The organism is Ancylobacter sp., from assembly GCF_965229075.1.
Lineage (GTDB): Bacteria > Pseudomonadota > Alphaproteobacteria > Rhizobiales > Xanthobacteraceae > Ancylobacter.
This window is the reverse complement of sequence record NZ_CBDDIO010000002.1, coordinates 1,275,584-1,298,648: the sequence shown is the minus strand read 5'-3', so window position 1 is coordinate 1,298,648 and position 23,065 is coordinate 1,275,584. Positions and strand designations below refer to the sequence as shown.

Sequence of the window (23,065 nt, the reverse complement as noted above, 5' to 3'; positions counted from 1 at the left end):
GCCATGCGGCGGGTGCTGGTCATCGGCATCGGCATGGGCGAGGCGGAAGGGCTCACCGGCCACGCCATCTCAGCCCTTGCCCGCGCCGAGGTGTTCTTCCTGCTCGACAAATCCGAAGGCGCGGGGGAGCTGGTGGCGGCGCGCGAAAAGCTGATCGCCCGCTTCGGCCGCCCCGGCCACCGCGTGGTGCGGGCGCCGAGCCCGCCCCGCCGCCCCGCTGCGCTCGACACCGCGCGAAAAACCTATGAAGGCGCGGTGGCGGAGTGGCACGGCGCCCGCGCCCGCCTGCTCGCCGGCCTCATCGAGGCGGAGCTGGCGGAGGAGGGGACGGGCGCGCTGCTCGTCTGGGGCGACCCGATGCTCTATGATTCGACCCTGCGCGTGCTCCGCGCGGCGCGGGCACAGGCGGAATTTTCCATCGAGGTTTTCCCCGGCCTCACTGCGCTGCAGGCGCTGTGCGCGGCGCATGAAATCCCGCTCAACGCCATTGGCGAGGAAGTGGCGCTCACCACCGGGCGCAATGTGGCGCAAGCGACGCCCGCCTCCCCCGCCTTCGCCGTGCTGCTGGACGATGGTTCCGGCCTTGCCGCGCTGGCGGCGCGGGGTTTTGACGGCGACATCTGGTGGGGCGCCAATCTCGGCACATCGGCGCAGGTGCTGCGGCACGGGCGGCTCGGCGATGTCGCGGGCGAGATCGCGCAGGTGCGGGCGCAAGTGAAGGCGGCGCGCGGCTGGGTGATGGATGTGTGGCTGGCCCGGGCGCTTCCCGCCGGCTGAGGCCGGCGGCGTTTCGCTTGGCGTTTTCGCGCGGTTGGCGCGCGCGCATTCCCCGGCATAATGGGTGGGCACAACGCAGCCGCGAGGAGCCCGCCATGGAAGCCGATCCGCGTGACGATTTGCTGGATGATCCCGCCCACCGCCCCGGCCTGCCGGCGCGCGCCGTGCCGGCCCGGCCTGCCGCGCCCGGTGGAGCGGAAGCCGCGCCCCGGCCGGAGGCTACGCCCCGTCCGGAGGCTGCGCCCCGGGCGGAGGCTGCCTCCCCCGTGCTCGCCTGGCTCGCCGCCCCGCCGACGCACCCTCAGGAGATGAAGGCGGCGGGCGAAATCCGCCTCGGCCCGCTGCGCCTCGCCGGCGGCGCCCGCATGACCCCCGCCGCGGTGCTCGCGGCAGGCGTGTGTACGGGGCTGATCCTCATGGGCGTGGCGGCGGTGGTGCGGGCGGGGAGGCGGTGAGGGATGGGCGGGACACGAGCGCGGCCCGCGCCGGGCGCTGCGCTTGCGGAGCGCCGGTTTCAACGCGCTGCCGCCCGCGTCATCCCGGAAGGACCGCAGGTCCTGTCCGGGATCGAGTTCCAAGTCTCGTAGACGATCCCGGCTCTTCGCCTTCGGCTGCGGCCGGGATGACGATGTTTCCGGATGCATCCGCCTCGGCGCGGCCGTCACAGAAATTTGGCTAAGGCTCAGTATTCGACTGGGGTTCTTGAGCGGAAGCTTCCGTTGCCGGAGTTGTGAAAGGCCACTTCGAGTGGCCTAGCCTTTTGCCACTCTTGTCATCCCCACTGTTCACCGACCTTTCCTGCCCATTGCGTTCGGCGCTGGACATGGCGCGCGAATCCCCTCTCGATTGGGTATCGGCGTCGTCACCGGACCCTTTCGCATGCCATCTAGATTTTGCGATTTTTTCACGCACTCCACGCTAGAGTTTGTGACGCAAGGTTGACGGGCACGAGGGAGTCGCCCAGCTTATCTGAAGCGGCGAGCGCCCGAACAATGGCTGAGCCGAGGTCCGGTAAAAGAATTTTCTGCTTGGGGAAGCGCGAACTAAAGAGCGCTGATTCCAGCAAAGTGATTTTGTTAAACGCACCCAATGTGGCGGCGCATAATGAATTGTCTAACGAAAGTCAAGATCAAAAATAATGCTTGTATTTCAAGCGGTTAGTCATTTTCCGCATTTTGCGTGTGTGTTGCGTTGACGTTTGCGTAAAATCAGACAGACTGCGCCTGTCATAAACGACCCCGTGGTGGAATGGCAGACACAACCGCCTTCGAAGCGGGCGCCTTGCAGGGCATGCGGGTTCGAATCCCGCCGGGGTCACCAACTCTTGGAGATTTTGCATGCGCAGAGGCAAGAATATGAAGCTCCTAGAAGAGGCCCTCGCTGAAAAAAGACAGCAAATGCAGAAGCTGCAAATCGAGATGGCGACTATTGAATCTCTTATCCGCCGTCATAATGGGGAGCCTGCGGTCGTTGAGTTCAGTGGTCGGCGCCGCCGTTCTAACGTTAAGGGCATGTTGCTGGATATGTTGAAGGAGGTCGGTCCCGGCGGACTAAACGCCGCAAAGGCTGTTGAAATATCGGAGCAGCGTGGCGAACCGCTGGAGCGCAACACCGTTTCCAGTTTGCTAAGTCGCCTAAAGGCGGACGGCGTCGTCAGCTACGATGGGACTGTTTATCGCCTTACTGAGTTTATGCCGTCGAAACCGTCTGGCGAGCCAAAGCTCTCGGCTGAGACGAGTTCCGGATCCGCCGCTTCAAAGGGGATTTTCGGATGAGCCGAGCCCTTGTGAAGGCCGCACCTAGCGTTCCCCTGCTGGAAACTCGGGACGCTAGGTGCGGTGCTCAACCTCAAGAAAGAGAGGTGTCTAATGGACGCTGAAAGCGACCAGTACGTCTTTTGCTCGTCGATCCGACTTCGTAACGGAAAGCGGATCTACGCGCGGCACTACGGCTTGAAGGCCTTTCGGATCAAAATCCGAAATAAGCCGCCCAAGCAGTTGAGCCTGCCAGGCATCTGATGCCCGTGAGAGGCGAGGGATTCCTCGCCTCTCAACTTATGGAATGACGACACACAGCGCAAAAGCGCCGCCTTGCAGGGACTTGTCACCAACTCCGACTCTTATGTTAGGCGACGTTTTCACAATTCCAACTTTTTTTTGAAGCAAGTCATTTTTGCTTAATTCCGCTGTCAATTGATATTTTGAATTCCGAATTAGGTTCAGGTTCTGCGTCACGCCTCCGGGCCCCACCGCTTGCCCTTCCCCTCCCCTTGCGCTATTGCACGCGCGTGTCCGGGCCACCATTTATCGTGGCGGTTCCTCGGGAGGGCCGAAGGCGCGGGATGCGCGCTCTTCGTGCTTGGAGGCCAGCCCTCCGATTCCCGCCTCGCGGCTTGCCCCGGACCCATCGAGCTTACCGCGGCGGCGTGCCTGGCGTGACGACCCTCTCAACGGGGCCGCGCCCGGGGCGGCGCCGATCAGGCGTTTGCCTGGAGGGCGATCCGATCCGGTTGAATCCATCGGATCGGTCAATCGCCCTCTCGGCTCCAAGCCTTCTCTCCCGCGGCCAGCGCGCCGGGTTCGCTCATCTGAGCGGACAGCGCCGGGCCTGCCAGACCCGGCGTCCGTGGGAAAAAAGGCTCGTTCAACCCCGTCCGGCGCAGATCCTGGCAAGGAGCATCTATGTCCGCTACTCAAACGCTTGCCGCCGCGCGTGACGATTTCGCCGCCATGCTCGAAGAGAGCTTCGGCCAGTCCGAGCTCGCCGAAGGTTCCGTCGTCAAGGGCATCGTCGTCGCGATCGAGAAGGATCTCGCGATCATCGATATCGGCCTGAAGACCGAAGGCCGCGTGGCACTGAAGGAATTTGCCGGCCCCGGCCGCGACCAGGAAATCAAGGTCGGTGACGAGGTCGAGGTCTATCTCGAGCGCGTCGAGAACGCGCTGGGCGAAGCCGTCCTCTCCCGCGACAAGGCCCGCCGCGAAGAAAGCTGGGTCCGCCTCGAAAAGGCGTTCAACGCGCAGGAGAAGGTGACGGGCGTCATCTTCAACCAGGTCAAGGGCGGCTTCACCGTCGACCTCGACGGCGCCGTGGCCTTCCTGCCGCGCTCCCAGGTCGATATCCGCCCGATCCGCGATGTCGGCCCGCTGATGCACAACCCGCAGCCGTTCCAGATCCTCAAGATGGATCGTCGCCGCGGCAACATCGTGGTCTCGCGCCGCACGGTTCTCGAAGAGACCCGCGCCGAGCAGCGCCACGAGCTGGTGCAGAACCTCGAAGAAGGTCAGGTCATCGACGGCGTGGTCAAGAACATCACCGATTACGGTGCGTTCGTCGACCTCGGCGGCATTGACGGCCTGCTGCACGTCACCGACATCGCCTGGCGCCGCGTGAACCACCCGACCGAGGTGCTGAACATCGGCCAGACGGTCAAGGTGAAGATCATCAAGATCAACCACGAGACCCACCGCATCTCGCTCGGCATGAAGCAGCTGCTCGGCGATCCGTGGGAGGGCATCGAGGCCAAGTACCCGGTGGAGGCCCGCTTCAAGGGTCGCGTCACCAACATCACCGACTACGGCGCGTTCGTGGAACTGGAGCCGGGCATCGAAGGCCTGATCCACGTCTCCGAAATGAGCTGGACCAAGAAGAACGTCCACCCCGGCAAGATCGTCGCCACCTCGCAGGAAGTGGAAGTGGCGATCCTCGAAGTGGATCCGGTCAAGCGCCGCATCTCGCTCGGCCTCAAGCAGACCCTGCAGAACCCCTGGGACGCCTTCGCCGAGAAGTATCCGGCCGGCGCGGTGGTCGAGGGCGAGGTCAAGAACAAGACCGAGTTCGGCCTGTTCCTCGGCCTCGACGGCGATGTGGACGGCATGGTCCACCTCTCCGATCTCGACTGGAACCGTCCGGGCGAGCAGGTGATCGAGGAGTTCAAGAAGGGCGACATGATCAAGGCGGTCGTTCTCGACGTGGATGTCGAGAAGGAGCGCATCTCGCTCGGCGTGAAGCAGCTCGGCGGTGACCCCTTCCAGGACGCCGGCGAACTGCGCAAGGGCGCCATCGTCACCTGCGAGGTGATCGACGTGAAGGATGGCGGCGTCGATGTGAAGATCATCGGCTCCGACATGACCACCTTCGTCAAGCGCTCGGAACTGGCCCGCGACCGCGGCGACCAGCGCCCGGACCGCTTCGCCGTCGGCGAGAAGTTCGACGCCCGCGTCACCCTGTTCGACCGCAAGGCGCGCAAGGTGCAGGTCTCGATCAAGGCGCTGGAAATCGCCGAAGAGAAGGAAGCCGTGGCCCAGTTCGGCTCGCAGGATTCCGGTGCCTCGCTCGGCGACATCCTCGGCGCCGCGCTGAAGAAGCAGGCCGAGAAGGCCGACTGATCGGCCGCTCCCGGAAGGCCGCGTCAGCGGCCTCTCTGGAGAAGGCGGATTGATCCGCCTGATCCGGTTGGCCTGACGGCCGATTGAAAACGACAGAAGCGGCCGGCGTGGCGACACGCCGGCCGTTTTGTTTTGGGGGCCGTGCTGTCGCCGCCGACCTTGGCCGCCCTATGTAGCAGCCGACAGTTGGGTCCTGCACATGACGAGAACCGATCTCGCCGATCTCTACCGAGCCTACATCGCCTGCCTGAACCGGCAGGATTGGCGACAACTGGGGCAGTTCGTCGGCGACGAGGTCCGCTACAATGGCGAGCCGGTCGGACTCTCGGGCTATCGCGCCATGCTGGAAAGGGATTTCCGCGCCATTCCGGACCTGCGTTTCGAGATTGGCCTGCTGGTCGTCGACCCGCCGCACGTGGCCAGCCATCTCCTCTTCGATTGCACGCCGACCGGCCTGCTGTTCGGCCTGCCGGTCAATGGTCGCAGGGTCCGCTTCGCGGAGAACGTCTTCTACGAATTCCGCGACGGCCACATCGCCGAGGTCCGGTCGGTCATCGACAAGGCCGCCGTCGAGGCGCAGCTCTAGGCTCGGATCGGGCGGCCTTCGCCATTGCAGAGGGTGTGGAGCTTGCAGTTGAGCCGGCCTTGGTGCGCCCGATAGGACGGGGAATATCCCCCTTTAACAGACTTGCCGCCCTACTGCGGACGCTCAGATGGGTGGCATGGATCATGATGCATTCCGGTCTGAGCCCTTCGCCGGCGAGGTTGGCCAAGATGCGCCCGAACACCCGCAAGGCGCGCAAGGTGCAGGTGTCGATCAAGGCGCTGGAAATCGCCGAGGAAAAGGAAGCCGTGGCCCAGTTCGGCTCGCAGGATTCCGGTGCCTCGCTCGGCGACATCCTCGGCGCCGCGCTGAAGAAGCAGGCCAAGAAGGCCGATTGATCGGCCTCTCCCGGAGGGCCGCGTCAGTGGCCTCGCTGGAGAAGGCGGATTGATCGGCCTGACCCGGCCCGCCTGAGCGCGGACCGACAACGTTAAAGACGGCCGGCGTGGCGACACGCCGGCCGTTTTGTTTTGGGGGCGGGGACCTGCGGCTACGGATGCAGATAGCGGCGCAGGGCGGTTGCCAGCGATTCCATCACCGCAGCCCGGTTCTCCAGCGCATCCGGTCCGGAGACCAGCCGTGCATCCACGGCCGGATTGGTGATGAACTCGATCTCGGCCAGCGCGGCGACGCAGCGGCGCCCGCTGGTGGTGTTGCCGAGATTGATATCGCTCAGCACGGCGAGCCCGCCGGGATGCTGGGTCTGGGTGTCCGGCTTGACGCCCCGGTCCTTGGTGCCGGGCGCGACCGAACGCAGCCCGCTCAGCAGGCCGGCCTGCACCGCCTGGGCGAAGGCGAGGTCCTCGGCATAGTTGATGTTGCCGTTCTCCTGGGCGCGCAGGTAGGTTTCGACGCCCGAGGGCGTCGGGCTGGCATTGCCGTTGAAATGCAGCGAGAGAAATGCGCGGGCGCCGGTGGTGAAGGCGCGCTGGGCGCGGTCACGTCCCGCCACATTGACATCGCTGCTACGGGTCAGCACCACGCGCAGCGTCTCACCGGCGCCGTGGGCCTGGCGTTCGAGCGCGCTTTTCAGCAACAAGGCGAAGTCGAGGGTGAGCTTCTTCTCCTTGACGCCGCTGACGCTGATCGCATTGTTGGGCGAACTTCCCGGCAGAGGCTGGGTGCCGCCATGGCCGGGGTCGATGACGAGCGTGCCGAGGTCGAGGGCGCCGTCCGCAGCCGCTGGCGCTGGCGCGTCATCGGCTGGCGCGGCGGCGGCGGCGCGCAGCAATGCTTCGGCCTCCGGCAGCAGGGCGAGCACCTTGGCCGCATAGCTTTCCGATCCCGAATAGGTCTTGCCAATGAAGCCGATGAAGTCCTCGGGATTGCCGGTATGCTCCTCCCAGCCGGAATAGGGCGAGCGGTTGAGAAAAGCCCAGTAGCCCGCGATGAAATTCTCGAGGGTCGCGAATTTGCAGTAATAGTCCGGCCCGTCATGCGCGGGATAAAGCACCTTGGTGGCGTAGGGCGCCATTTCCGAACGCCATTTCATGCCCGCGAGATTGTAATGGGCGGTGGCGAGGCCGGAGGTGCCCCGGCCGCTCTCCAGCATCCATTGCGCCAGCGTGACGGCCCGCAGCCCGGGATAACGGAGCGGGTCGTCGTGATAGATCGAGACGAGGCGTTCAAGCAGCGACGTACCGGCCATGGGGCCCCCCTTGAAGTCGTTACCTCTCGCAGTGACTATCCAGAGTTGTGAGCGGCGGCGAAGGGCAGAGACGCCGCCGCGGGTAGGCTAAAGCGAAATCCAGATCTCCAGCCGTCCCGGCGCCACACGCGGGTTCGAGACCACGTTCAGCGGCTTGGCCGGCAAATTGGCATTGGCGAGGCTCCGCTGCAGGCTGGTCGCCAGCGCGGTCGCCAGCGGTTTCAGATCGCCGGAATAGCGGATCTCCCACTGGCCCGCCGCGGCGGTGGTGCGCTCGCCGCCCCCGCTGAGCCCCTGCATGTTCCAACCGGCCTTGGCGAGTTCCGCCATTACCGCGCGGATGTCGTCGCGATTATAGCCCGCAAACTGGGTGAAGACGGGAATGGCAGCCGCCGCTGCCGGTGCCGGGGGCGCGGCGGGAAGTCCGCTGAGCCACGTTGCGCCCGGCAGGGCGGCGGGCGGGGCGGCGTCGTCCGCCACAACCACGCAGGCCCGCCAGAAATGAACCAGACAATCCATCTCGCGCCAGCCCGGCTTCAGCGTGCTGAACGTGAACAGGCCGACCCACGACACGGCGAGCAGCAGGGCGAACCAGCGCAGGAACAGGGCGATGACCGGATCCCTGATCATCGCCACGAGAAGCAGCACGGCAAGGCCGCCGCCGAGCACGAACAGGATGGTGGGAACATCCGTCTGCAGATTGACGAACTTGCCGACGGCCGCCGCCGCTGCCGCCAGCGCGACCCCGGCGAGGATCAGCGCGGCTTCGTGGGGATGGTCCTTGCTCCAATCGCGCAGAAACTGAAAAGGGTCCATCGTCGTCGCAACCTATGGATGGTCGAACTAGAACTGCAATCCATAGTTTTGGCAAGAGGTATCTTGTTCTCCCTCACCGCACCCGCCGGCTTGCCCACGGCCGTCACCCCCGCCGGCACGTCCTTGTGACCACGGCGACGGCGCCGATCCCGGCATTGTCGCCAAAAAAATGGTGATGCCCGGCAGGAGGATGGCCTTGCCGCCGATCCGGACCTTGCAGCCGATGCTGACCGGGCGGCCACCGTCCAGGCCGAGGCGGCGCACCTCCGGGTCGCGCGGGTGCTCGGCGGTGTAGATGTGGGTGCCCGGCCCGAACTCGGTGCCACCTCCGCCGCGGCGTTTGATGGCGTCACTTTCCTCCGCTAGACTCTGTCCTCTCCCGGCGCCGTCATCGACCCGGACGCCAGCGCGGAGGCGCGAGCATGATGTCAGACCCAGAGCGCCAAGCCCCCTCCGCACCGTTTCCCCCTTCCGCCCCGTCTGCCCCATTCGCGCCCGCGACATCGGGCTGGGGCGGCCGGCTCATCGTCCGTACCGTGCTGCTCAGCCGCTGGGCGATGGTGCCGCTGTTTCTCGGGCTGGCCTTCGCCCTGCTGCTGCTCATCGTCGCCTTCGCGCTGCGGCTGTGGAGCTTCGCGGTCCAGCTGCCCGGCCTCACCGAGACGGCGGTGATCATGGAGCTGCTGACCCTGATCGACCTCGTGCTGGTCGGCGGGCTGATGGTGATCGTCATCCAGTCCGGCTACGAGAATTTCGTCGAACAGATCGACCGCCGTCACGCGCCGGACTCGCCGGCCTGGATGATGCGGATCAGCTTCTCCGGGCTGAAGCTCAAGCTGTTCGCCTCGCTGATGGCGATCTGCGCCATCACCCTGCTCAAGGCGCTGATGCGGCTGGAAACGGATGTGAGCGAGACGCAGGTGCGCTGGCTGATGGCGGCGAGCGTGCTGTTCCTCGTCGCCTATGCGGTGCTCGCCTTTACCGACCGCTTCGCCGGCACGGCCCGCGAGGAGTAGTGCGCCTCACCGCACCCGCGCCGGGTTGCCCACGGCCGTCGCCCCCGCCGGTACGTCGCGCGTGACCACCGCTCCGGCGCCGATCACCGCATTGTCGCCGATGGTGATGCCCGGCAGGATGATCGCCTTGCCGCCGATCCAGACATTGCGGCCGATGCTGACCGGGCGGCCATATTCAAGGCCGAGGCGGCGCACTTCCGGGTCGCGCGGGTGCTCGGCGGTGTAGATATGGGTGCCGGGCCCGATCTCGGTGCCGTCGCCGATGCGCACCTCCACCACGTCGAGGATCACGCAGTCGAAATTGAGAAACACCCCCGTGCCGAGATGGATGTTGACGCCGTAATCGCAGTGGAAGGGCGGGCGGATGCCGGTGCGCTCGCCGACCGTGCCGAGCCCTTCCGCCAGCAGCGCCCGCCGCTCCGCCCGCGAAAGGGAGAGCGAGGCGTTGAAGCGCGCCAGCCAGGCGAAGGCGGCGCGTTCGGCGGCCTGAATTTCGGGATCGCTGGCGCGGTAGAGTTCTCCCGCCAGCATGCGCTGCATCTCGCTGCGGGGATCGTCGGCCGCGGGCAGGGCGGGTTCGCGGCGTGCGGATGAGGACATGGGCGGCGCTCCGTGGCCAGGGACGGGGCGCCCTGCTTGGGCGATGGGGCGGGGCGCGGCAACACACATTGGGTTTCGCGCGGTGACAGGGCGCCCCTCGGGATGACGAGGGGGTAAAGGCGGTAAAGCCCCCCGTACATCCCTCAGGACCGGGCTTGACCCGGCCACCCAGAGACGGAAGCCACGGAACCGCGGCGCGGCGTGGCTGGATCCCCGGGTCGAGCCCGGGGATGAGGGCGCTCTTGATGGGAACGCGCCCTCCCTAAATCTCCACCCAGCCCTTCAGCTCGCGCGCGACCACTGCTTCCAGCACCTTGATGCCGCCGGGGGAGTCGTTCAGGCAGGGGATGAAGTGGAACTTCTCGCCGCCATTATGGTGGAAGATCTCGGCGTTCTCGCCGGCGATTTCCTCCAGCGTTTCCAGGCAGTCGGCGACGAAGCCGGGGGTGAGCACGGCGAGCCGCTTCACGCCGGATTTCGCCAGCGCCTCGATGGTCTTGTCGGTGTAGGGCTGCAGCCATTCGGCGCTGCCGAAGCGCGACTGGAAGGTGAGGCGCAGCTTGCCCTCGGGCCATCCGAGCTTCTCGCGCACCAGCCGCGTGGTCTTGTAGCAATAGCAGTGATAGGGGTCGCCCTTGTCGAAATACTCCTTCGGAATGCCGTGGAAGGAGGCGATGACCAGCTCCGGCTCCCAGTCGAGCGTGGCGAGTTCCGAGGTGATGGAGTTGGCCAGCGCCTCGATATAGGCCGGCTCGTCCGGCCAGTGCGGGGCGACGCGCAGCACCGGCTGCCAGCGCATCTTCTTCAGCGCGTCGAAGGCGGCGTCGCACACCGTGGCCGAGGTGGCGGCGGCGTATTGCGGATAGAGCGGCACGAGGAGCAGCCGCTCGCATCCCTGCGCCTGCAGCGCCTCGATGCGCGAGGCGATGGAGGGGTTGCCGTAGCGCATCGCCCAGTCGAAGACGAGCCGATCGCTGCGCACGCCGAGCGCGGCGGCGAGCTTTTCCGACTGCGCGCGGGTGATGGTGCGCAGCGGGCCTTCATTGCGCTCATTGTTCCAGATCGTCGCGTAGTCCTTGCCCTTGGCCTGCGGGCGGATGGACAGGATGATGACGTTGAGGATGAACCACCACAGCACGCGGTTGACCTCGATCACCCGCCGGTCGGAGAGGAACTCCTTGAGGTAGCGGCGCATCGACCAGTAGTCGGTGCCGTCGGGCGTGCCGAGATTGACGATGAGCACGCCGATCTTGCCGAAGGCCACCGGCGGGTGGCCGGCCGGCAGCCCGCCGCCGGGGGCGGGGGTGAGGGCCACGGAGGTGTCCTTGGCCGCAACAGGCTTGTTCATCGCTACTTCCTCGACGGGTCGCTGCCGGCAGAATGTGCCGTGCTTATAGGGTGAGGGGCGCCGCATTCCAACCGGACGAATGTCGCGGGGGCGGTGGGCGAGCGCGCGCCGCGCTTTGGTGTACGCTTTCCGGCGGCGGGAGGATCAGGAGGCGGCATGGCGGTTCTCGGGCAGAGTGTGGGGCTTGTCGGTGGCGGCCAGCTCGGCGGGGCGATCGGCGCGGGGCTGCTGCGGGCGGGGGCGGTGGTGCCGGGGAATTTGTGGGTCGCCAACCGCTCCGGGCCGGCGGGTGAGCTGGCGGGCGTGCCGGGGGTGAACTGGACGACGGATGTGACGAGGCTGGCGGCGCGCTGCGAGGTGATCCTGCTCGCGCTGCCCCCCGCCGCCGGGCGCGCATTGCGCCTTGCCGGCGCGGGGCGGCTGGTGGTCTCGGTCATGGCCGGGGTGAGGCTCGACGAACTCGCGGCGATCGGCGGCGGGGCGCGGGTGGTGCGGGCGATGTCGAACCCGGCCGCCGCGCTCGGCATGGCCTATTCGCCCTGGTGCGCCGGGGCGTGCGTGACGGAGCCCGACCGGGACACGGTGCGGGCGCTGTTTTCCGCCTGCGGGGCGACCGACGAGGTGCCGCACGAGGGCCAGATCGACGTGTTCACGGCGATCACCGGCCCGGTGCCGGGCTTCGTCGCCGCCTTCGCCGCGAGCGTCGAGGCCTATGCGCAGGCGCAGGGCGTGGCGCCTGACGTGGCGCGCCGGGCGGTGGGGCAATTGTTCCACGCCGCCGGGGCGATGCTGGCGGGGAGCGCGCGGCCGGCGGCGGACTTCGTGCAGGAGATGGTGGATTATGCCGGCACCACCGCGGCGGGGCTGGAGGCGCTGCGCACGGCGGGGCTCTCGGACGTGGTGGCCGAAGGGCTGGAGGCGGCGCGCCGGCGCTGCCTCAGCATCGGCCGGCCGGAGGAGTAAGACGTGCAAGTAAGGTTGTATAACTTTTAAGTTGTATTTCGGCGGCGTCGCGTCATCATGGCTCCCCAGCGGAATGTCCGGGGGGATATCATGCTGCACCGGTTGTTTCAGGCCGTCCCACGCGTCGCGTGCGTGACGCGGGGCGCCGCCATTTGTGCCCTGTCGCTGGCGATGCTGGCGCCGGTGCCCGCCTTCGCCGGCGCGTGCAGCGCCGAGGTTGCCACCACGCTTGCCGGCCGCAAGGGGCTCCATGTCCAGACCGTGGAGGGCGATTGGAAGCCGGTGCGCGGTGCGCTGCCGGCCGAGACGGTGCGCCGCTTCGCCTATGTCGGGCGCCTGACCGACGCGGCCCCCGGCCGCGAGGGCGCCGCCATCGTGCGCTTCGCCCGGCTGCGCGGGCCGGCGGAGAGCGAGGCCACCACGGTGGGCCTGCGCCGGCCAGATGCGGCGCCGAGCTGCGGGGTGCGGGCGCTGTGGCTGCTGAGCTGGACCGGGCTCGATTTCGGCGCCGGGCAGAAGGTCGGCGTCGATGTCTACATCGCCCATCATCTGGCCGATCAGGACGTGTCGTCCGTCATCACCAATTTCCATGTCGACTATGCTTCGCTCGACGAGGGCTGCGTCAGCACGCAGAAGAACAGCAAGGGCCGCCGCACCGCCTTCCTGAACGTGACCGATGGCGATGCGGAGCGGGCGGTGCCGAGGGTGGCGCGCAAGGTGATCGACACGTTCCTGCCGTCGGCGCAGGCCAACCCGTCGCCCGCTCCCGCCCCGGCGGCGACTGCCGTCGAACCGCCCAGCTATGGCGAGCGCTTCCGCCGCGAGCGTGAGGCCTTTGCCGCCTTCGGCGCGGTGGAGACGCAGATTCACACCTATCCGCTGGCCGGCGACCGGCTCTGCGTCAGCTTTGCCCCGGCGCGGGCGCTCGACGCCGCGCCGGGCACGCGCTGGTCGGTCGAGGTGGTCGATCTCGACGCGCCGCAGCCGCGCCTGCGGCGCGACCGCTACCGCATCGACTGGCGCTGACCCATGGCGGACGAGGAAGCCGGCGGCTGGAGCCCGGCGCTTTACGAGGTGCTTCGCCGTTCCCGCGCCGTGCCGCGCCTCATCGTGCTGCCCCGCCATCCCGGCACGACGCTGTCGCGCTGCCTGCCGCTGGTGCTCATTCTCGCCATGGTCGCCGCGGCGCTCTACGATGTGGGGCGGGTGGATAATGTGAATTTCTTCGTCGCCGTCACCCTCTCGACCGGGCTCTGTCTGGCGGCCAGCTGGCTTGTCTCCTTTCGCCCGCGTGCCTCGACCGCGCCGGGCGTGCTCATCGCCTATCGCTGGCTCTACATGCTCATCGCGGTGTTCGTCGGCACGCTGGCGCTGTTCATCGCCGAGGCTGTTCTCGCCACGCTGATGGGCTGGAATCCGCCAGTCTATACCCTCGCCTCGCAGCTCTGGCCGGGCCAGACGGCGCTTTACGATCAGGCGCGCCTGCTCCAGTTCCTGATGCTCGCGCTCATTGCCTGGGGATTCTATGCCGCCTTCTTTCGTCCCGCCGTGCCGGGCGGGCGACCGCGCCCGCGCGAGACGCTGCTCGCCGGGGCGCTCGGCACGCTGCTGGTCGCTTTCATCGCCGCGCTGCTGCTGCAGTTCGGCGTCGAGCTGCTGATCGGGTGGGTGAGCGCTATGCCGCGACCGCTGTCTTAGGCCCAACGGCCCCTGGCGACCGCCCGGTCAACGGTCTCGTTCACCGGGCTGGCGCGGGAGGCAAGGCAACGTTCAGCCCGCCGTGCGGGCTGAACGCAAGACCCGGGGGCCCGCCGGGCTGCGCCTCACCGCACCAGAATGTTGCGGAACAGCCAGGGGTCGGTGGGGTCGATATCCTCCGGGAACAGGCCGGGGCGGCCGTCCAGCGGGGTCCAGTCGGTGTAATAGCCCTTCACCGTGCCGAGATAGGGCTTCTGGATTTCCAGGCAGCGGCGGTAATCCATCTCGTCGGTCTCGACGATGCCGGCTTCCGGGTTTTCCAGCGCCCACACCATGCCGGCGAGCACGGCGGAGGTGACCTGCAGCCCGGTGGCGGTCTGGTAGGGGGCGAGGTTGCGCGCCTCCTCGATGGTGAGCTGCGAGCCGTACCAATAGGCATTCTTGGCGTGGCCATAGAGCAGCACGCCGAGCTCGTCGCGCCCGTCGACGATCTCGCCTTCGGTCAGGATGGTCCACTCGCCCGAGAAATGGCCTTCATTGCCAAACATCTCGTGCCAGGACAGCACCGCGTCGTTGCAGGGGTGATAGGCGTAATGGCAGGTCGGGCGGTAGGCGACCTGCGCGCCGTTGCGCAGGGTGAAATAGTCGGCGATCGAGATCGACTCGTTATGCGTCACCAGGAAGCCGTGCTGGGCGCCGAGGCTCGGGCACCAGGTGCGCACCTTGGTGGCGGCGCCCGGCTGCATCAGATAGATCGCCGCGCCGGAACCGAAATTATGCGTGTGGGCGTTGGCCGGCATCCAGGTTTCGTGCGTGCCCCAGCCGAGCTCGGCCGGCTGAAGGCCCTCGGAGACGAAGCCTTCCACCGACCAGGTGTTGACGAAGGTGCCGAAGGGGCGGGGATCGCGGGCACGCTGGGTGTCGCGCTCGGCGATGTGGATGCCCTTGACGCCGACACGGGCCATCAGCTCCGCCCAGCCTTCGCGGCTGGTGGGCTCGGTGAAATCGAGCCCGGTGTCGGTGGCGACATCAATGAGCGCCTGCTTGACGAACCACGACACCATGCCGGGATTGGCGCCGCAGCAGGAAACCGCCGTCGGCCCGCCGGGGTTGGCGCGCTTGGCCTTGAGCATGGATTCGCGCAGCGCGTAGTTGGAGCGGCTGGCCGGGGTGGCGTCCTTGTCGAAATAGAAGCCGAGCCAGGGCTCGACCACGGTGTCGATGTAGAGCGCGCCGCAGTCGCGCGCGAGCGTCATGATGTCGACCGAGCCGGTATCGACCGAGAGGTTGATGAGGAAGCCGCGCCCGCCGGTGGTCAGCAGGGGCTTCAGCACCTCGATGTAGTTTTCCTTGGTGATGGCGAGCTGCAGGAAGCGGATGCCGCGCTCGTCGAGCAGGACGCGGTTGTCGTCCACCGGGTCGATGACGGTCAGCCGTTCCTTGTCGAAATCGAAATGCCGCTCCAGGAGGGGCAGGGTGCCGCGACCGATCGAGCCGAAGCCGATCATCACGATGGGACCGTCGATTTTTCCGTAGACCGGCCAGACTGACATTCTCGGGGACACTCCTTTGGTTCCGAAGGGAAGAGACGGGCCGCACCATGGGACGCCGCAGCCTGCCGCGTCAATGGTGACACGCAGGTGACAACTCCATGGCCGCACCGGGGCGGCCGGGTTCGGGCCGGCGTCGCGCCGGGTTCGGGCGGGCCGGTGCGGAACGTCAGCGGCGGTGCCGGTTCCGGCCTTGGCGGCTCAATAGGTGACTTCGGCGAGATAAAGCCCGGCCGAGGGCGCCATCGGGCCGCAGCGCGTGCGGTCCTTCGCTTCCAGCGCGGCGGTCACGTCGTCCGGGGTCCACGCGCCCTCGCCCAGCTTCACCAGCGTGCCGACCATGGAGCGCACCTGATGGTGCAGGAAGGAACGCGCCTGCGCGTGCACGCGGATTTCCATGCCCGGCCCGGTGAGCGGCACGGTTTCCACCTCCAGCCGGTCGAGCGTCTTCACCGGCGAGGCCGCCTGGCAGCCAATGGCGCGGAAGGTGGTGAAGTCGTGCCGGCCGATCAGCCGGGCGGCGCCCAGCGCCATCGCCTCGGCATCGAGCGGGCGCAGCACCCGCCAGGCCCGGTCGCGTTCCAGCACCAGATCCGGCCGGCGGGCGATGATGCGGTAGAGATAGCGCCGCCCGGTCGCCGAGAACCGGGCGTGAAAATCCTCCGCCGCTTCTTCCGCCGCCAGCACGGCGACGGGGTGCGGGCGCAGATGCGCGTTCATCGCGTCGCGCACCGTGTCCGGGCGCCAGGCGCGGGCGAGCTCGACATGCGCCACCTGCCCAGTGGCATGGACGCCGGCATCGGTACGCCCGGCGCCGTGGACCGCCACCGTCTCCCCGGAGAAGCGCCGTACCGCCTCCGCGAGCACGCCCTGCACGCTCAGACCCGCCGCCTGGACCTGCCAGCCGACGAAGGGGGTGCCGTCATATTCGATGGTGAGCTTGTAGCGGGGCATGGGCTTTTCCTGCGCGCTCTGTAGCGCCCCGCGCGCGGCGCGTCACCTCTTCGGGCCGACGCGCCGGCGACGTGCCGTCCCGCCGCGAATACTAAGGCATGTGCCTTTTTATCATTGACGCGGCCTTCGGGCCACATTACTAAGGCGTATGCCTCACTATTCCACGCCGCTCGATCTCGCCTTCCACGCCCTGAGCGACCCCACGCGGCGCGCGGTGGTCTCGCGCCTCGCCGAGGGCGAGGCCTCGGTCAGCACGCTGGCGGCCCCGTTCGCGATGGCACTGCCCTCCTTCGCCCAGCATCTCAAGGTGCTGGAGGATTGTGGGCTGATCGCCAGCGAGAAGCGCGGACGCAGCCGCTGGTGCCGGCTGGTGCCGGCCCGCTTCAACGAGGCGGCGGACTGGATGGAGGCGGAACGCCGGCGTGCCGCCGCGCGGCTGGATCGGCTGGAGGCCTATCTGGCGAGCAAGGAACAACGGTGATGGACATGGCCGAACCGTTGCAGGCGAGCCCGCTGGAAAGCTGGGCGCTGGACCGCGAAATCGTCCTGACCCGGCTGCTGGATCACCCGCGCGAAAAGGTCTTCGCCGCCTGGATGGACCCCGCCGCGCTCGCCGCGTGGTACGGCCCGGCCGGCCTGCGCATCGAGACCATTGCGGCCGATATCCGCGAAGGCGGGATCTGGCACTTCGACATGGTCGGCCTGTTCGAGGGGCAGGAGCAGCGCTTCCCTAACCTCATGCGTTTCCTTGAAATCGTGCCGAACGAACGCATCGTCGCCGACTATGGCACGCCCGACCCTGACGATCCCGACCGCTTCCGCATGACGGTGACCTTCGACGCGCAGGACGACGGCAAGACCGTGCTCACCCTGCGCCAGCTGCACCCGAGCCGCGCGCGGCGTCAGGCGGTGATCGGCTTCGGCGCGGTGGGCTACGGGATCCAGACGCTGGACGGCCTCGCCGCCTGGCTGGCGCGCTGAGGTGACGGGCGGCGGGAGCGTCACCTCGTCAGACCGCAGGCCCCCGCCCCCCCCTCATGGCCGGGCTTGACCCGGCCACCCAGACTTTGCCCGCGCCGCACACCTCTGGATGCCCGGGTCAAGCCCGGGGATGAGGGAGAGGGGGCAGCCCCCCGCTCCCCGCCCCCTTGCCCCGGCGCGGCGCCGGGGGCATCGTGCGGCGCGAAACGGAGCCCGCAATGCCCGCCAACGATGCCCACCACGAGACTGTCGACGCCAGCGACCATGTCGTCCTGATCGACGGCTCGGCCTATATCTTCCGCGCCTACCATGCCTTGCCCCCGCTCACCCGTTCCTCCGACAAGCTGCCCGTCGGCGCGGTGGCGGGCTTCTGCAACATGCTGTGGAAGCTGGTGCGCGCGGGACAGAATGGCGGCGGATTCGCGCGGAAGCCGACCCATATCGCCGTGGTGTTCGACAAGTCCGAACAGACCTTCCGCAAGGACATTTACCCGCTCTACAAGGCGCAGCGGCCGGACCTGCCGGAGGATCTGCGCCCGCAATTCCCTTTGATCCGCGAGGCCACCCGCGCCTTCGATCTCGCCTGCGTGGAGCAGAGCGGCTTCGAGGCCGACGACCTCATCGCCACCTATGCCGAGCAGGCGAAGGCGCGCGGTGCGCAGGTCACGGTCATTTCCTCCGACAAGGACCTGATGCAGCTCGTCGACGGGCTGGTGCGCATGTACGACCCGATGAAGGACAAGGCGATCGGCGTCGAGGAAGTGTTCGAGAAGTTCGGCGTCGCCCCCGAGAAGGTGGTGGATGTGCAGTCGCTGGCCGGCGATTCCGTCGACAACGTGCCCGGCGTGCCCGGCATCGGCATCAAGACCGCGGCGCAGCTGCTCGCCGAATATGGCGACCTCGACACGCTGCTCGCCCGCGCGCCCGAGATCAAGCAGACCAAGCGGCGCGAGAACCTGATCGAATTCGCCGACCAGGCCCGCCTCTCGCGCCAGCTGGTGACGCTGAAGCGCGACGTGCCGCTCGACGTGCCGCTCGACGACATTGCGGTGGTGGAACCGTCGGCCACCCGCCTTGTCGCCTTCCTCAAGGCGATGGAGTTCACCACGCTGACCCGCCGCGTGGCCGAGGCCTATGAGGTCGATGTCGCCGCCATCGAGCCCGATCCCGGGCTCAAGGCGGGAGGCGGGGAGAGCGCGCTGCTCGCCGCCGGGCTCGACCCGGACACGCGCGAGACCGCGGTGCCGGTGGAGGACGCGCCGAGCGCGGCGGAGGGCTTCACCCCGCAGGCGCTCGCCGCCGCCCGGCAGGCGGAGGCCACCGCCACCCCGGTCGACCGCTCCCGCTATGAGACGGTGCGCACGCTCGCCCGGCTGGAGGAGTGGATCGCCCGCGCCCGCGAGGTGGGCGTCGTCGCCGTCGATACCGAAACCACCGGCCTCGACCCGATGCAGGCGGAGCTGGTCGGCTTCTCGCTCGCCACCGGGCCGAGCGAGGCCTGCTATGTCCCGCTCACCCATAAGGGCGGCGATGAGGGCCTGTTCAGCGAGGGGCTGCTGCCGGACCAGATTCCGCTGCGCGACGCGCTCGCCGCGCTGACGCTGCTGATGCAGGACCCTTCCGTCCTCAAGGTCGGGCAGAACCTGAAATATGACTGGCTGGTGCTGCGGCGCCTCGGCATCGAGGTCGCGCCTTACGACGACACGATGCTGATTTCCTATGTGCTCGACGCCGGCGCCTCGCCGCACGGCATGGACCCCTTGTCCATGCGCTGGCTCGGCCATACGCCGATCAAGTTCGAGGAGGTGTGCGGCAAGGGCAAGGGGCAGATCACCTTCGACCGCGCCCCGCTCGACAAGGCAAGCGAATACGCCGCCGAGGACGCCGATGTGACGCTGCGGCTCTGGCGGGTGCTCAAGCCCCGCCTCGCCAGCGAGGGCAAGGCCACGGTTTACGAGACGCTGGAGCGCCCGCTCGTCGCCGTGCTCGCCCGCATGGAGGCGCGCGGCATCATGATCGACCGGCAGATGCTCTCGCGCCTGTCCGGCGAGTTCGCGCAGGGCATGGGCCGGCTGGAGGCGGATATTTCCGAGATGGCGGGGGAGAGCTTCAACCCCGGCTCGCCCAAGCAGCTCGGCGATATCTTGTTCGGCAAGATGCAGATCCCCGGCGGGCGCAAGACGCCGACGGGGGCGTGGTCCACCGGGGCCGACGTGCTGGAGGAGCTGGCGGAGCAGGGACACGAGCTGCCGCGCCGCATTCTCGACTGGCGCCAGCTGCAGAAGCTGAAATCGACCTATGCCGACGCCCTGCCCTCCTATGTCCACCCCGAGACGGGCCGGGTGCATTCCTCCTTCGCGCTGGCCGCCACCACGACGGGCCGGCTCTCCTCCTCCGAGCCGAATCTGCAGAACATCCCGGTGCGCTCGGAAGAGGGACGCAAGATCCGCAAGGCTTTCATCGCCGCGCCGGGCCATAAGCTGATCTCGGCGGATTATTCGCAGATCGAGCTGCGGCTGCTCGCCGAGATCGCCGACACGCCCTCGCTGCGCCAGGCGTTCCAGGACGGGCTCGACATTCACGCCATGACGGCGTCGGAAATGTTCGGCGTGCCGATCGAGGGCATGCCGGGCGAGGTGCGCCGGCGGGCCAAGGCGATCAATTTCGGCATCATCTACGGCATTTCGGCGTTTGGGTTGGCCAACCAGCTCTCCATCCCGCGCGAGGAGGCGGGGGCCTATATCAAGCGCTATTTCGAGCGCTTCCCCGGCATCCGCGCCTATATGGACGAGACCCGCGCCTTCGCCCGCGAGCATGGCTATGTCGAGACGCTGTTCGGCCGGCGCTGCCACTACCCCGACATCAATGCCAAGAACCCCTCGATCCGCGCCTTCAACGAGCGCGCGGCGATCAATGCGCGGCTACAAGGCTCGGCCGCCGACATCATCCGCCGCGCCATGGTGCGGATGGACGGGGCGCTGGAGAAGGCCCGCCTTTCCGCCCGCATGCTGCTGCAGGTGCATGACGAACTGATCTTCGAGGTGCCGGACGCGGAGGTCGAGGCCACCATCCCCGTGGTGCGCGAGGTGATGGAGATCGCCCCCTTCCCGGCGGTGGCGCTGAAAGTGCCGCTGAAGGTCGACGCCCGCGCGGCGTTGAACTGGGACGAGGCGCATTGAGGGGTGAGCCGGGCCGGTGCCCGTCCCCCAGTCCACCGTCATCCTGAGGTGCGAGCGCAGCGAGCCTCGAAGGATGAGGCCGGGAAGCGGGCCCACGCTCCGGTGCGCCTCCGTCGGGGCCCGACCTGCGTGCTTCGAGGCCGGCCTTCCGGCCGGCACCTCAGCATGACGGCACCCCGCGCATGAGCCGGCCGCCCTGCCCCCCTCAGAACTCCACGTCCAGCTCTTCCATCTCCTCCGGCTCGGCGCGGGCGGCGTCGATCCAGTCCTGCACGGCGGGCAGCGCCAGCATGGTGGCGCAATAGGCCCGGCTCGCCGGGTCGAGCGGCACGTCATAGGTGGTGAAGCGCGAGCAGACGGGGGCGTACATCGCGTCCGCCATGGTCGGGGCGGCGCCGAACAGATACGGCCCGCCATAGGTGCTCAGGCACTCGGTCCAGATGGCGACGATGCGGAGTATGTCGCCCTGCGCCCCCGCCCACACCTTGAAGCCGGGATGATGCGCCTTGATGTTCATCGGCAGCGCCGAGCGCAGATTGGCGAAGCCGGAATGCATCTCGCCGCTGATCGAGCGGCAATGCGCCCGCGCTGCGCGATCGCTAGGCAGTAATCCGGCCTCTGGCTTCCATTCGTGCAGATATTCGGCGATGGCCAGCGTGTCCCAGATGCGCAACCCCTCATGGTCGAGCCGTGGCACCAGGAAGGAGGAGGATTGCAGCAGCAGCTCGGCGCGGATGGCGGGATCGTCGGCGGAGACGCGGGCCTCGGTGAAGGCGAGCCCCGCCAGCCGGCACAGCAGATAGCCGCGCAGCGACCAGGACGAATAGTTCTTGCTGCTGAGGGTGAGCACCGCCGCCGGGGCGGCCGGCTCCGGCGCGGACGTGGCCTTCGCTGCTGCCTTTGCCGGCGCCTTGGCCGACGCCTTCTTGCGGGCCGGAGCGGCGGTGGCGGTCTTTGGCGTCGCGGGCGCGGAGGGCATGGCAGGCGTCCTGTTTCGGCGGGCGTTCAGTGTGCAGCCCGCAAGAGGCAATCACACTTCGTGCCATTCCTGACCGGCCTGTGACAGCGCGCCGGGTGCGGAACGCGACGCGCCGCAAGAGGGCGGGCGGCTTTCGCCTGCTTGATAGCCTACTTGATAGCCTACTTGGCAACCTCCTTGGCAGCGTCATTGCATCCGCTCTAGGATGGCGCCGGCAGGGCTCCCGCTCCTTCAGCGCAGCGGGTCGCCTGCGCCTGCGCCGAGCGGCGGCCGACGGCCTGTCGCCGATCGAGCCGTTGCTGCCCCTGCCGCCGGAAGATTGCCCCGCCCATGCTCTATGCCGCCTATCAGGCCCAGTCCGACCTGTTCGATCCGCTCCGCCTCGCGGCCAGGCTGTCGCGGCAGATGCTCGGCACGATGGGCGAGGCGATGGGCGGCCCCCACGACACGCCGCTGCTGCGCAACCTCTCCGCCGGCTTCGAGATGATCGAGCGCGCCGGGCTGAGCCATGAGCGCCCGCCCTTCGCCATCGGCACGGTGACGGTGGGCAATCGCGAGGTCGAGGTGCGCGAGGAGGTGGCGCTGGCGCTGCCCTTCGGCTCGCTGCTGCATTTCGCCAAGGATGTCGACCAGAAGCAGCCGCGCCTGCTCGTCGTCGCGCCGCTGTCGGGCCATTTCGCCACGCTGCTGCTCGACACGGTGAAGACGCTGCTGCCGGAAAACGATGTCTACATCACCGACTGGCACAATGCGCGCGACGTGCCGCTCGCGGACGGCGGCTTCGGCTTCGACGATTACGTCGCCCATGTGATCCGCTTTCTGGAAGAGATCGGGCCGGGCGGGCATGTGCTCGCCGTGTGCCAGCCCTGCGTGCAGGTGCTCGCCGCCGGGGCTGTCATGGCGCAGGAAAACAACCCCGCCCAGCCGCTCTCCATGACGCTGATGGCCGGGCCGGTGGATACCCGCATCAACCCGACCAAGGTGAACGAACTCGCCACCTCCAAGCCGATCGACTGGTTCGCGCAGAACCTCATCGCCACCGTGCCGCCGGGCTTCAAGGGGGCAGGGCGGCGGGTCTATCCCGGCTTCATCCAGGTCGGCGCCTTCATGGCGATGAACATGGAACGCCATGTGAAGGCGCATGTCGGGCTGTATGAGAACCTCGCCATGGGCGAGCACGACAAGGCGGCGACCACCAAGACCTTCTATGACGAATATTTCGCCGTGCTCGATCTCGCCGCCGAGTTCTATCTGGAGACCATCGCCAAGGTGTTCCAGCAGCACGAATTGCCGCGCGGCGTGCTGACCTATCGCGGCGAGCGGATCGACTTCCGCGCCATCCGCCGCACCGCGCTGCTCACCGTGGAGGGCGAGCGCGACGATATCTGCGCGGTCGGCCAGACCGTGGCGGCGCAGGACATCTGCGCCTCGCTGCGCCCGCATCTGCGGCGCCACCACATGCAGGCCGGCGTCGGCCATTACGGCGTGTTCTCCGGCCGCCGCTGGAAGGGCCAGGTCTATCCGCTGGTGCGCAACCACATCCTCGCCGCCGATGCGTGAGGGG

Annotated in this window: 21 protein-coding genes and 1 tRNA gene; 15 read left to right on the top strand and 7 right to left on the bottom strand. The window is 67.9% G+C overall.

The genetic code is table 11. The features are described 5' to 3' along the window. Positions 1-3: 3 nt before the first annotated feature. The 7 genes from cobF to ACO07Z_RS12105 all read left to right on the top strand — a co-directional run bounded on the left by cobF (position 4) and on the right by ACO07Z_RS12105 (position 6,107). The gene (gene cobF, locus ACO07Z_RS12135; protein WP_421698955.1) at positions 4-777 is read left to right on the top strand and encodes a precorrin-6A synthase (deacetylating); all 774 of its coding nucleotides are present in this window, start codon (positions 4-6) and stop codon (positions 775-777) included. A gap of 95 nt (positions 778-872) precedes the next feature. Beyond that, on the top strand, positions 873-1,232 hold the full coding sequence (locus ACO07Z_RS12130) for a hypothetical protein (protein ID WP_421698954.1): 360 nt from the start codon (positions 873-875) through the stop codon (positions 1,230-1,232). 779 nt (positions 1,233-2,011) lie between these two features. After that, positions 2,012-2,097: transfer RNA gene (locus tag ACO07Z_RS12125), tRNA-Arg, on the top strand. Between the two features lie 17 nt (positions 2,098-2,114). Then, the gene (locus ACO07Z_RS12120; protein WP_421698953.1) at positions 2,115-2,552 is read left to right on the top strand and encodes a hypothetical protein; all 438 of its coding nucleotides are present in this window, start codon (positions 2,115-2,117) and stop codon (positions 2,550-2,552) included. A gap of 906 nt (positions 2,553-3,458) precedes the next feature. Then, a complete protein-coding gene (gene rpsA / locus ACO07Z_RS12115) occupies positions 3,459-5,165 on the top strand; it encodes a 30S ribosomal protein S1 (protein ID WP_244380186.1) in 1,707 nt (568 codons plus the stop codon). Between the two features lie 199 nt (positions 5,166-5,364). After that, positions 5,365-5,751 (top strand): ester cyclase, encoded by a 387-nt coding sequence (locus tag ACO07Z_RS12110; RefSeq protein ID WP_421698952.1) that lies wholly within the window; start codon positions 5,365-5,367, stop codon positions 5,749-5,751. A gap of 188 nt (positions 5,752-5,939) precedes the next feature. Beyond that, positions 5,940-6,107, top strand: coding sequence for a hypothetical protein (locus ACO07Z_RS12105; protein WP_421700869.1), 168 nt, complete (start codon positions 5,940-5,942; stop codon positions 6,105-6,107). 152 nt (positions 6,108-6,259) lie between these two features. Here the strand turns inward: ACO07Z_RS12105 and ACO07Z_RS12100 are convergent, their stop codons facing one another. Both ACO07Z_RS12100 and ACO07Z_RS12095 read right to left on the bottom strand, forming a co-directional pair. After that, positions 6,260-7,417 carry an N-acetylmuramoyl-L-alanine amidase gene (locus tag ACO07Z_RS12100; RefSeq protein WP_421698951.1) on the bottom strand — a complete coding sequence of 386 codons (1,158 nt, stop codon included), beginning with the start codon at positions 7,415-7,417 and terminating at the stop codon, positions 6,260-6,262. Between the two features lie 87 nt (positions 7,418-7,504). After that, positions 7,505-8,233, bottom strand: coding sequence for a hypothetical protein (locus tag ACO07Z_RS12095; RefSeq protein ID WP_421698950.1), 729 nt, complete (start codon positions 8,231-8,233; stop codon positions 7,505-7,507). 422 nt (positions 8,234-8,655) lie between these two features. On the opposite strand from ACO07Z_RS12095, the gene ACO07Z_RS12090 reads away from it, so the two are divergent. Continuing rightward, the gene (locus ACO07Z_RS12090; protein WP_421698949.1) at positions 8,656-9,249 is read left to right on the top strand and encodes a YqhA family protein; all 594 of its coding nucleotides are present in this window, start codon (positions 8,656-8,658) and stop codon (positions 9,247-9,249) included. Positions 9,250-9,255: 6 nt separating this feature from the next. Here the strand turns inward: ACO07Z_RS12090 and ACO07Z_RS12085 are convergent, their stop codons facing one another. After that, positions 9,256-9,849 (bottom strand): sugar O-acetyltransferase, encoded by a 594-nt coding sequence (locus tag ACO07Z_RS12085; protein ID WP_421698948.1) that lies wholly within the window; start codon positions 9,847-9,849, stop codon positions 9,256-9,258. A 262-nt stretch (positions 9,850-10,111) separates the two neighbouring features. After that, positions 10,112-11,197, bottom strand: coding sequence for a ferrochelatase (gene hemH, locus ACO07Z_RS12080; RefSeq protein ID WP_421698947.1), 1,086 nt, complete (start codon positions 11,195-11,197; stop codon positions 10,112-10,114). Positions 11,198-11,353: 156 nt separating this feature from the next. Between hemH and ACO07Z_RS12075 the strand changes: the two genes are divergently transcribed. The 3 genes from ACO07Z_RS12075 (at position 11,354) to ACO07Z_RS12065 (ending at position 13,858) form a co-directional block, all read left to right on the top strand. Then, positions 11,354-12,160, top strand: coding sequence for a pyrroline-5-carboxylate reductase family protein (locus tag ACO07Z_RS12075; protein ID WP_421698946.1), 807 nt, complete (start codon positions 11,354-11,356; stop codon positions 12,158-12,160). Between the two features lie 90 nt (positions 12,161-12,250). Next, complete coding sequence (locus ACO07Z_RS12070) at positions 12,251-13,186, top strand: hypothetical protein (RefSeq protein ID WP_421698945.1); 936 nt, start codon at positions 12,251-12,253, stop codon at positions 13,184-13,186. A 3-nt stretch (positions 13,187-13,189) separates the two neighbouring features. After that, positions 13,190-13,858, top strand: a complete 669-nt coding sequence (locus ACO07Z_RS12065) for a hypothetical protein (protein ID WP_421698944.1) — start codon at positions 13,190-13,192, stop codon at positions 13,856-13,858. Positions 13,859-13,983: 125 nt separating this feature from the next. Here ACO07Z_RS12065 and ACO07Z_RS12060 read toward each other — a convergent pair whose 3' ends face one another. Continuing rightward, on the bottom strand, positions 13,984-15,411 hold the full coding sequence (locus tag ACO07Z_RS12060) for a homospermidine synthase (protein ID WP_421698943.1): 1,428 nt from the start codon (positions 15,409-15,411) through the stop codon (positions 13,984-13,986). 198 nt (positions 15,412-15,609) lie between these two features. Further along, positions 15,610-16,362, bottom strand: a complete 753-nt coding sequence (truA, locus tag ACO07Z_RS12055; protein ID WP_421698942.1) for a tRNA pseudouridine(38-40) synthase TruA — start codon at positions 16,360-16,362, stop codon at positions 15,610-15,612. Positions 16,363-16,510: 148 nt separating this feature from the next. On the opposite strand from truA, the gene ACO07Z_RS12050 reads away from it, so the two are divergent. The 3 genes from ACO07Z_RS12050 (at position 16,511) to polA (ending at position 20,522) form a co-directional block, all read left to right on the top strand. Further along, positions 16,511-16,843, top strand: coding sequence for an ArsR/SmtB family transcription factor (locus ACO07Z_RS12050; RefSeq protein ID WP_421698941.1), 333 nt, complete (start codon positions 16,511-16,513; stop codon positions 16,841-16,843). 5 nt (positions 16,844-16,848) lie between these two features. Then, entirely contained in the window at positions 16,849-17,343 is a 495-nt protein-coding gene (locus ACO07Z_RS12045) for an SRPBCC family protein (protein WP_421700801.1), read from the top strand. Positions 17,344-17,561: 218 nt separating this feature from the next. Beyond that, complete coding sequence (gene polA, locus ACO07Z_RS12040) at positions 17,562-20,522, top strand: DNA polymerase I (protein WP_421698940.1); 2,961 nt, start codon at positions 17,562-17,564, stop codon at positions 20,520-20,522. Positions 20,523-20,727: 205 nt separating this feature from the next. Here the strand turns inward: polA and ACO07Z_RS12035 are convergent, their stop codons facing one another. Then, on the bottom strand, positions 20,728-21,501 hold the full coding sequence (locus tag ACO07Z_RS12035; RefSeq protein ID WP_421698939.1) for a glutathione S-transferase: 774 nt from the start codon (positions 21,499-21,501) through the stop codon (positions 20,728-20,730). Between the two features lie 330 nt (positions 21,502-21,831). Between ACO07Z_RS12035 and ACO07Z_RS12030 the strand changes: the two genes are divergently transcribed. Then, positions 21,832-23,061: a polyhydroxyalkanoate depolymerase gene (locus tag ACO07Z_RS12030; RefSeq protein WP_421698938.1), complete on the top strand. Its 1,230-nt coding sequence runs from the start codon at positions 21,832-21,834 to the stop codon at positions 23,059-23,061. The last annotated feature ends 4 nt before the right edge of the window (positions 23,062-23,065 follow it).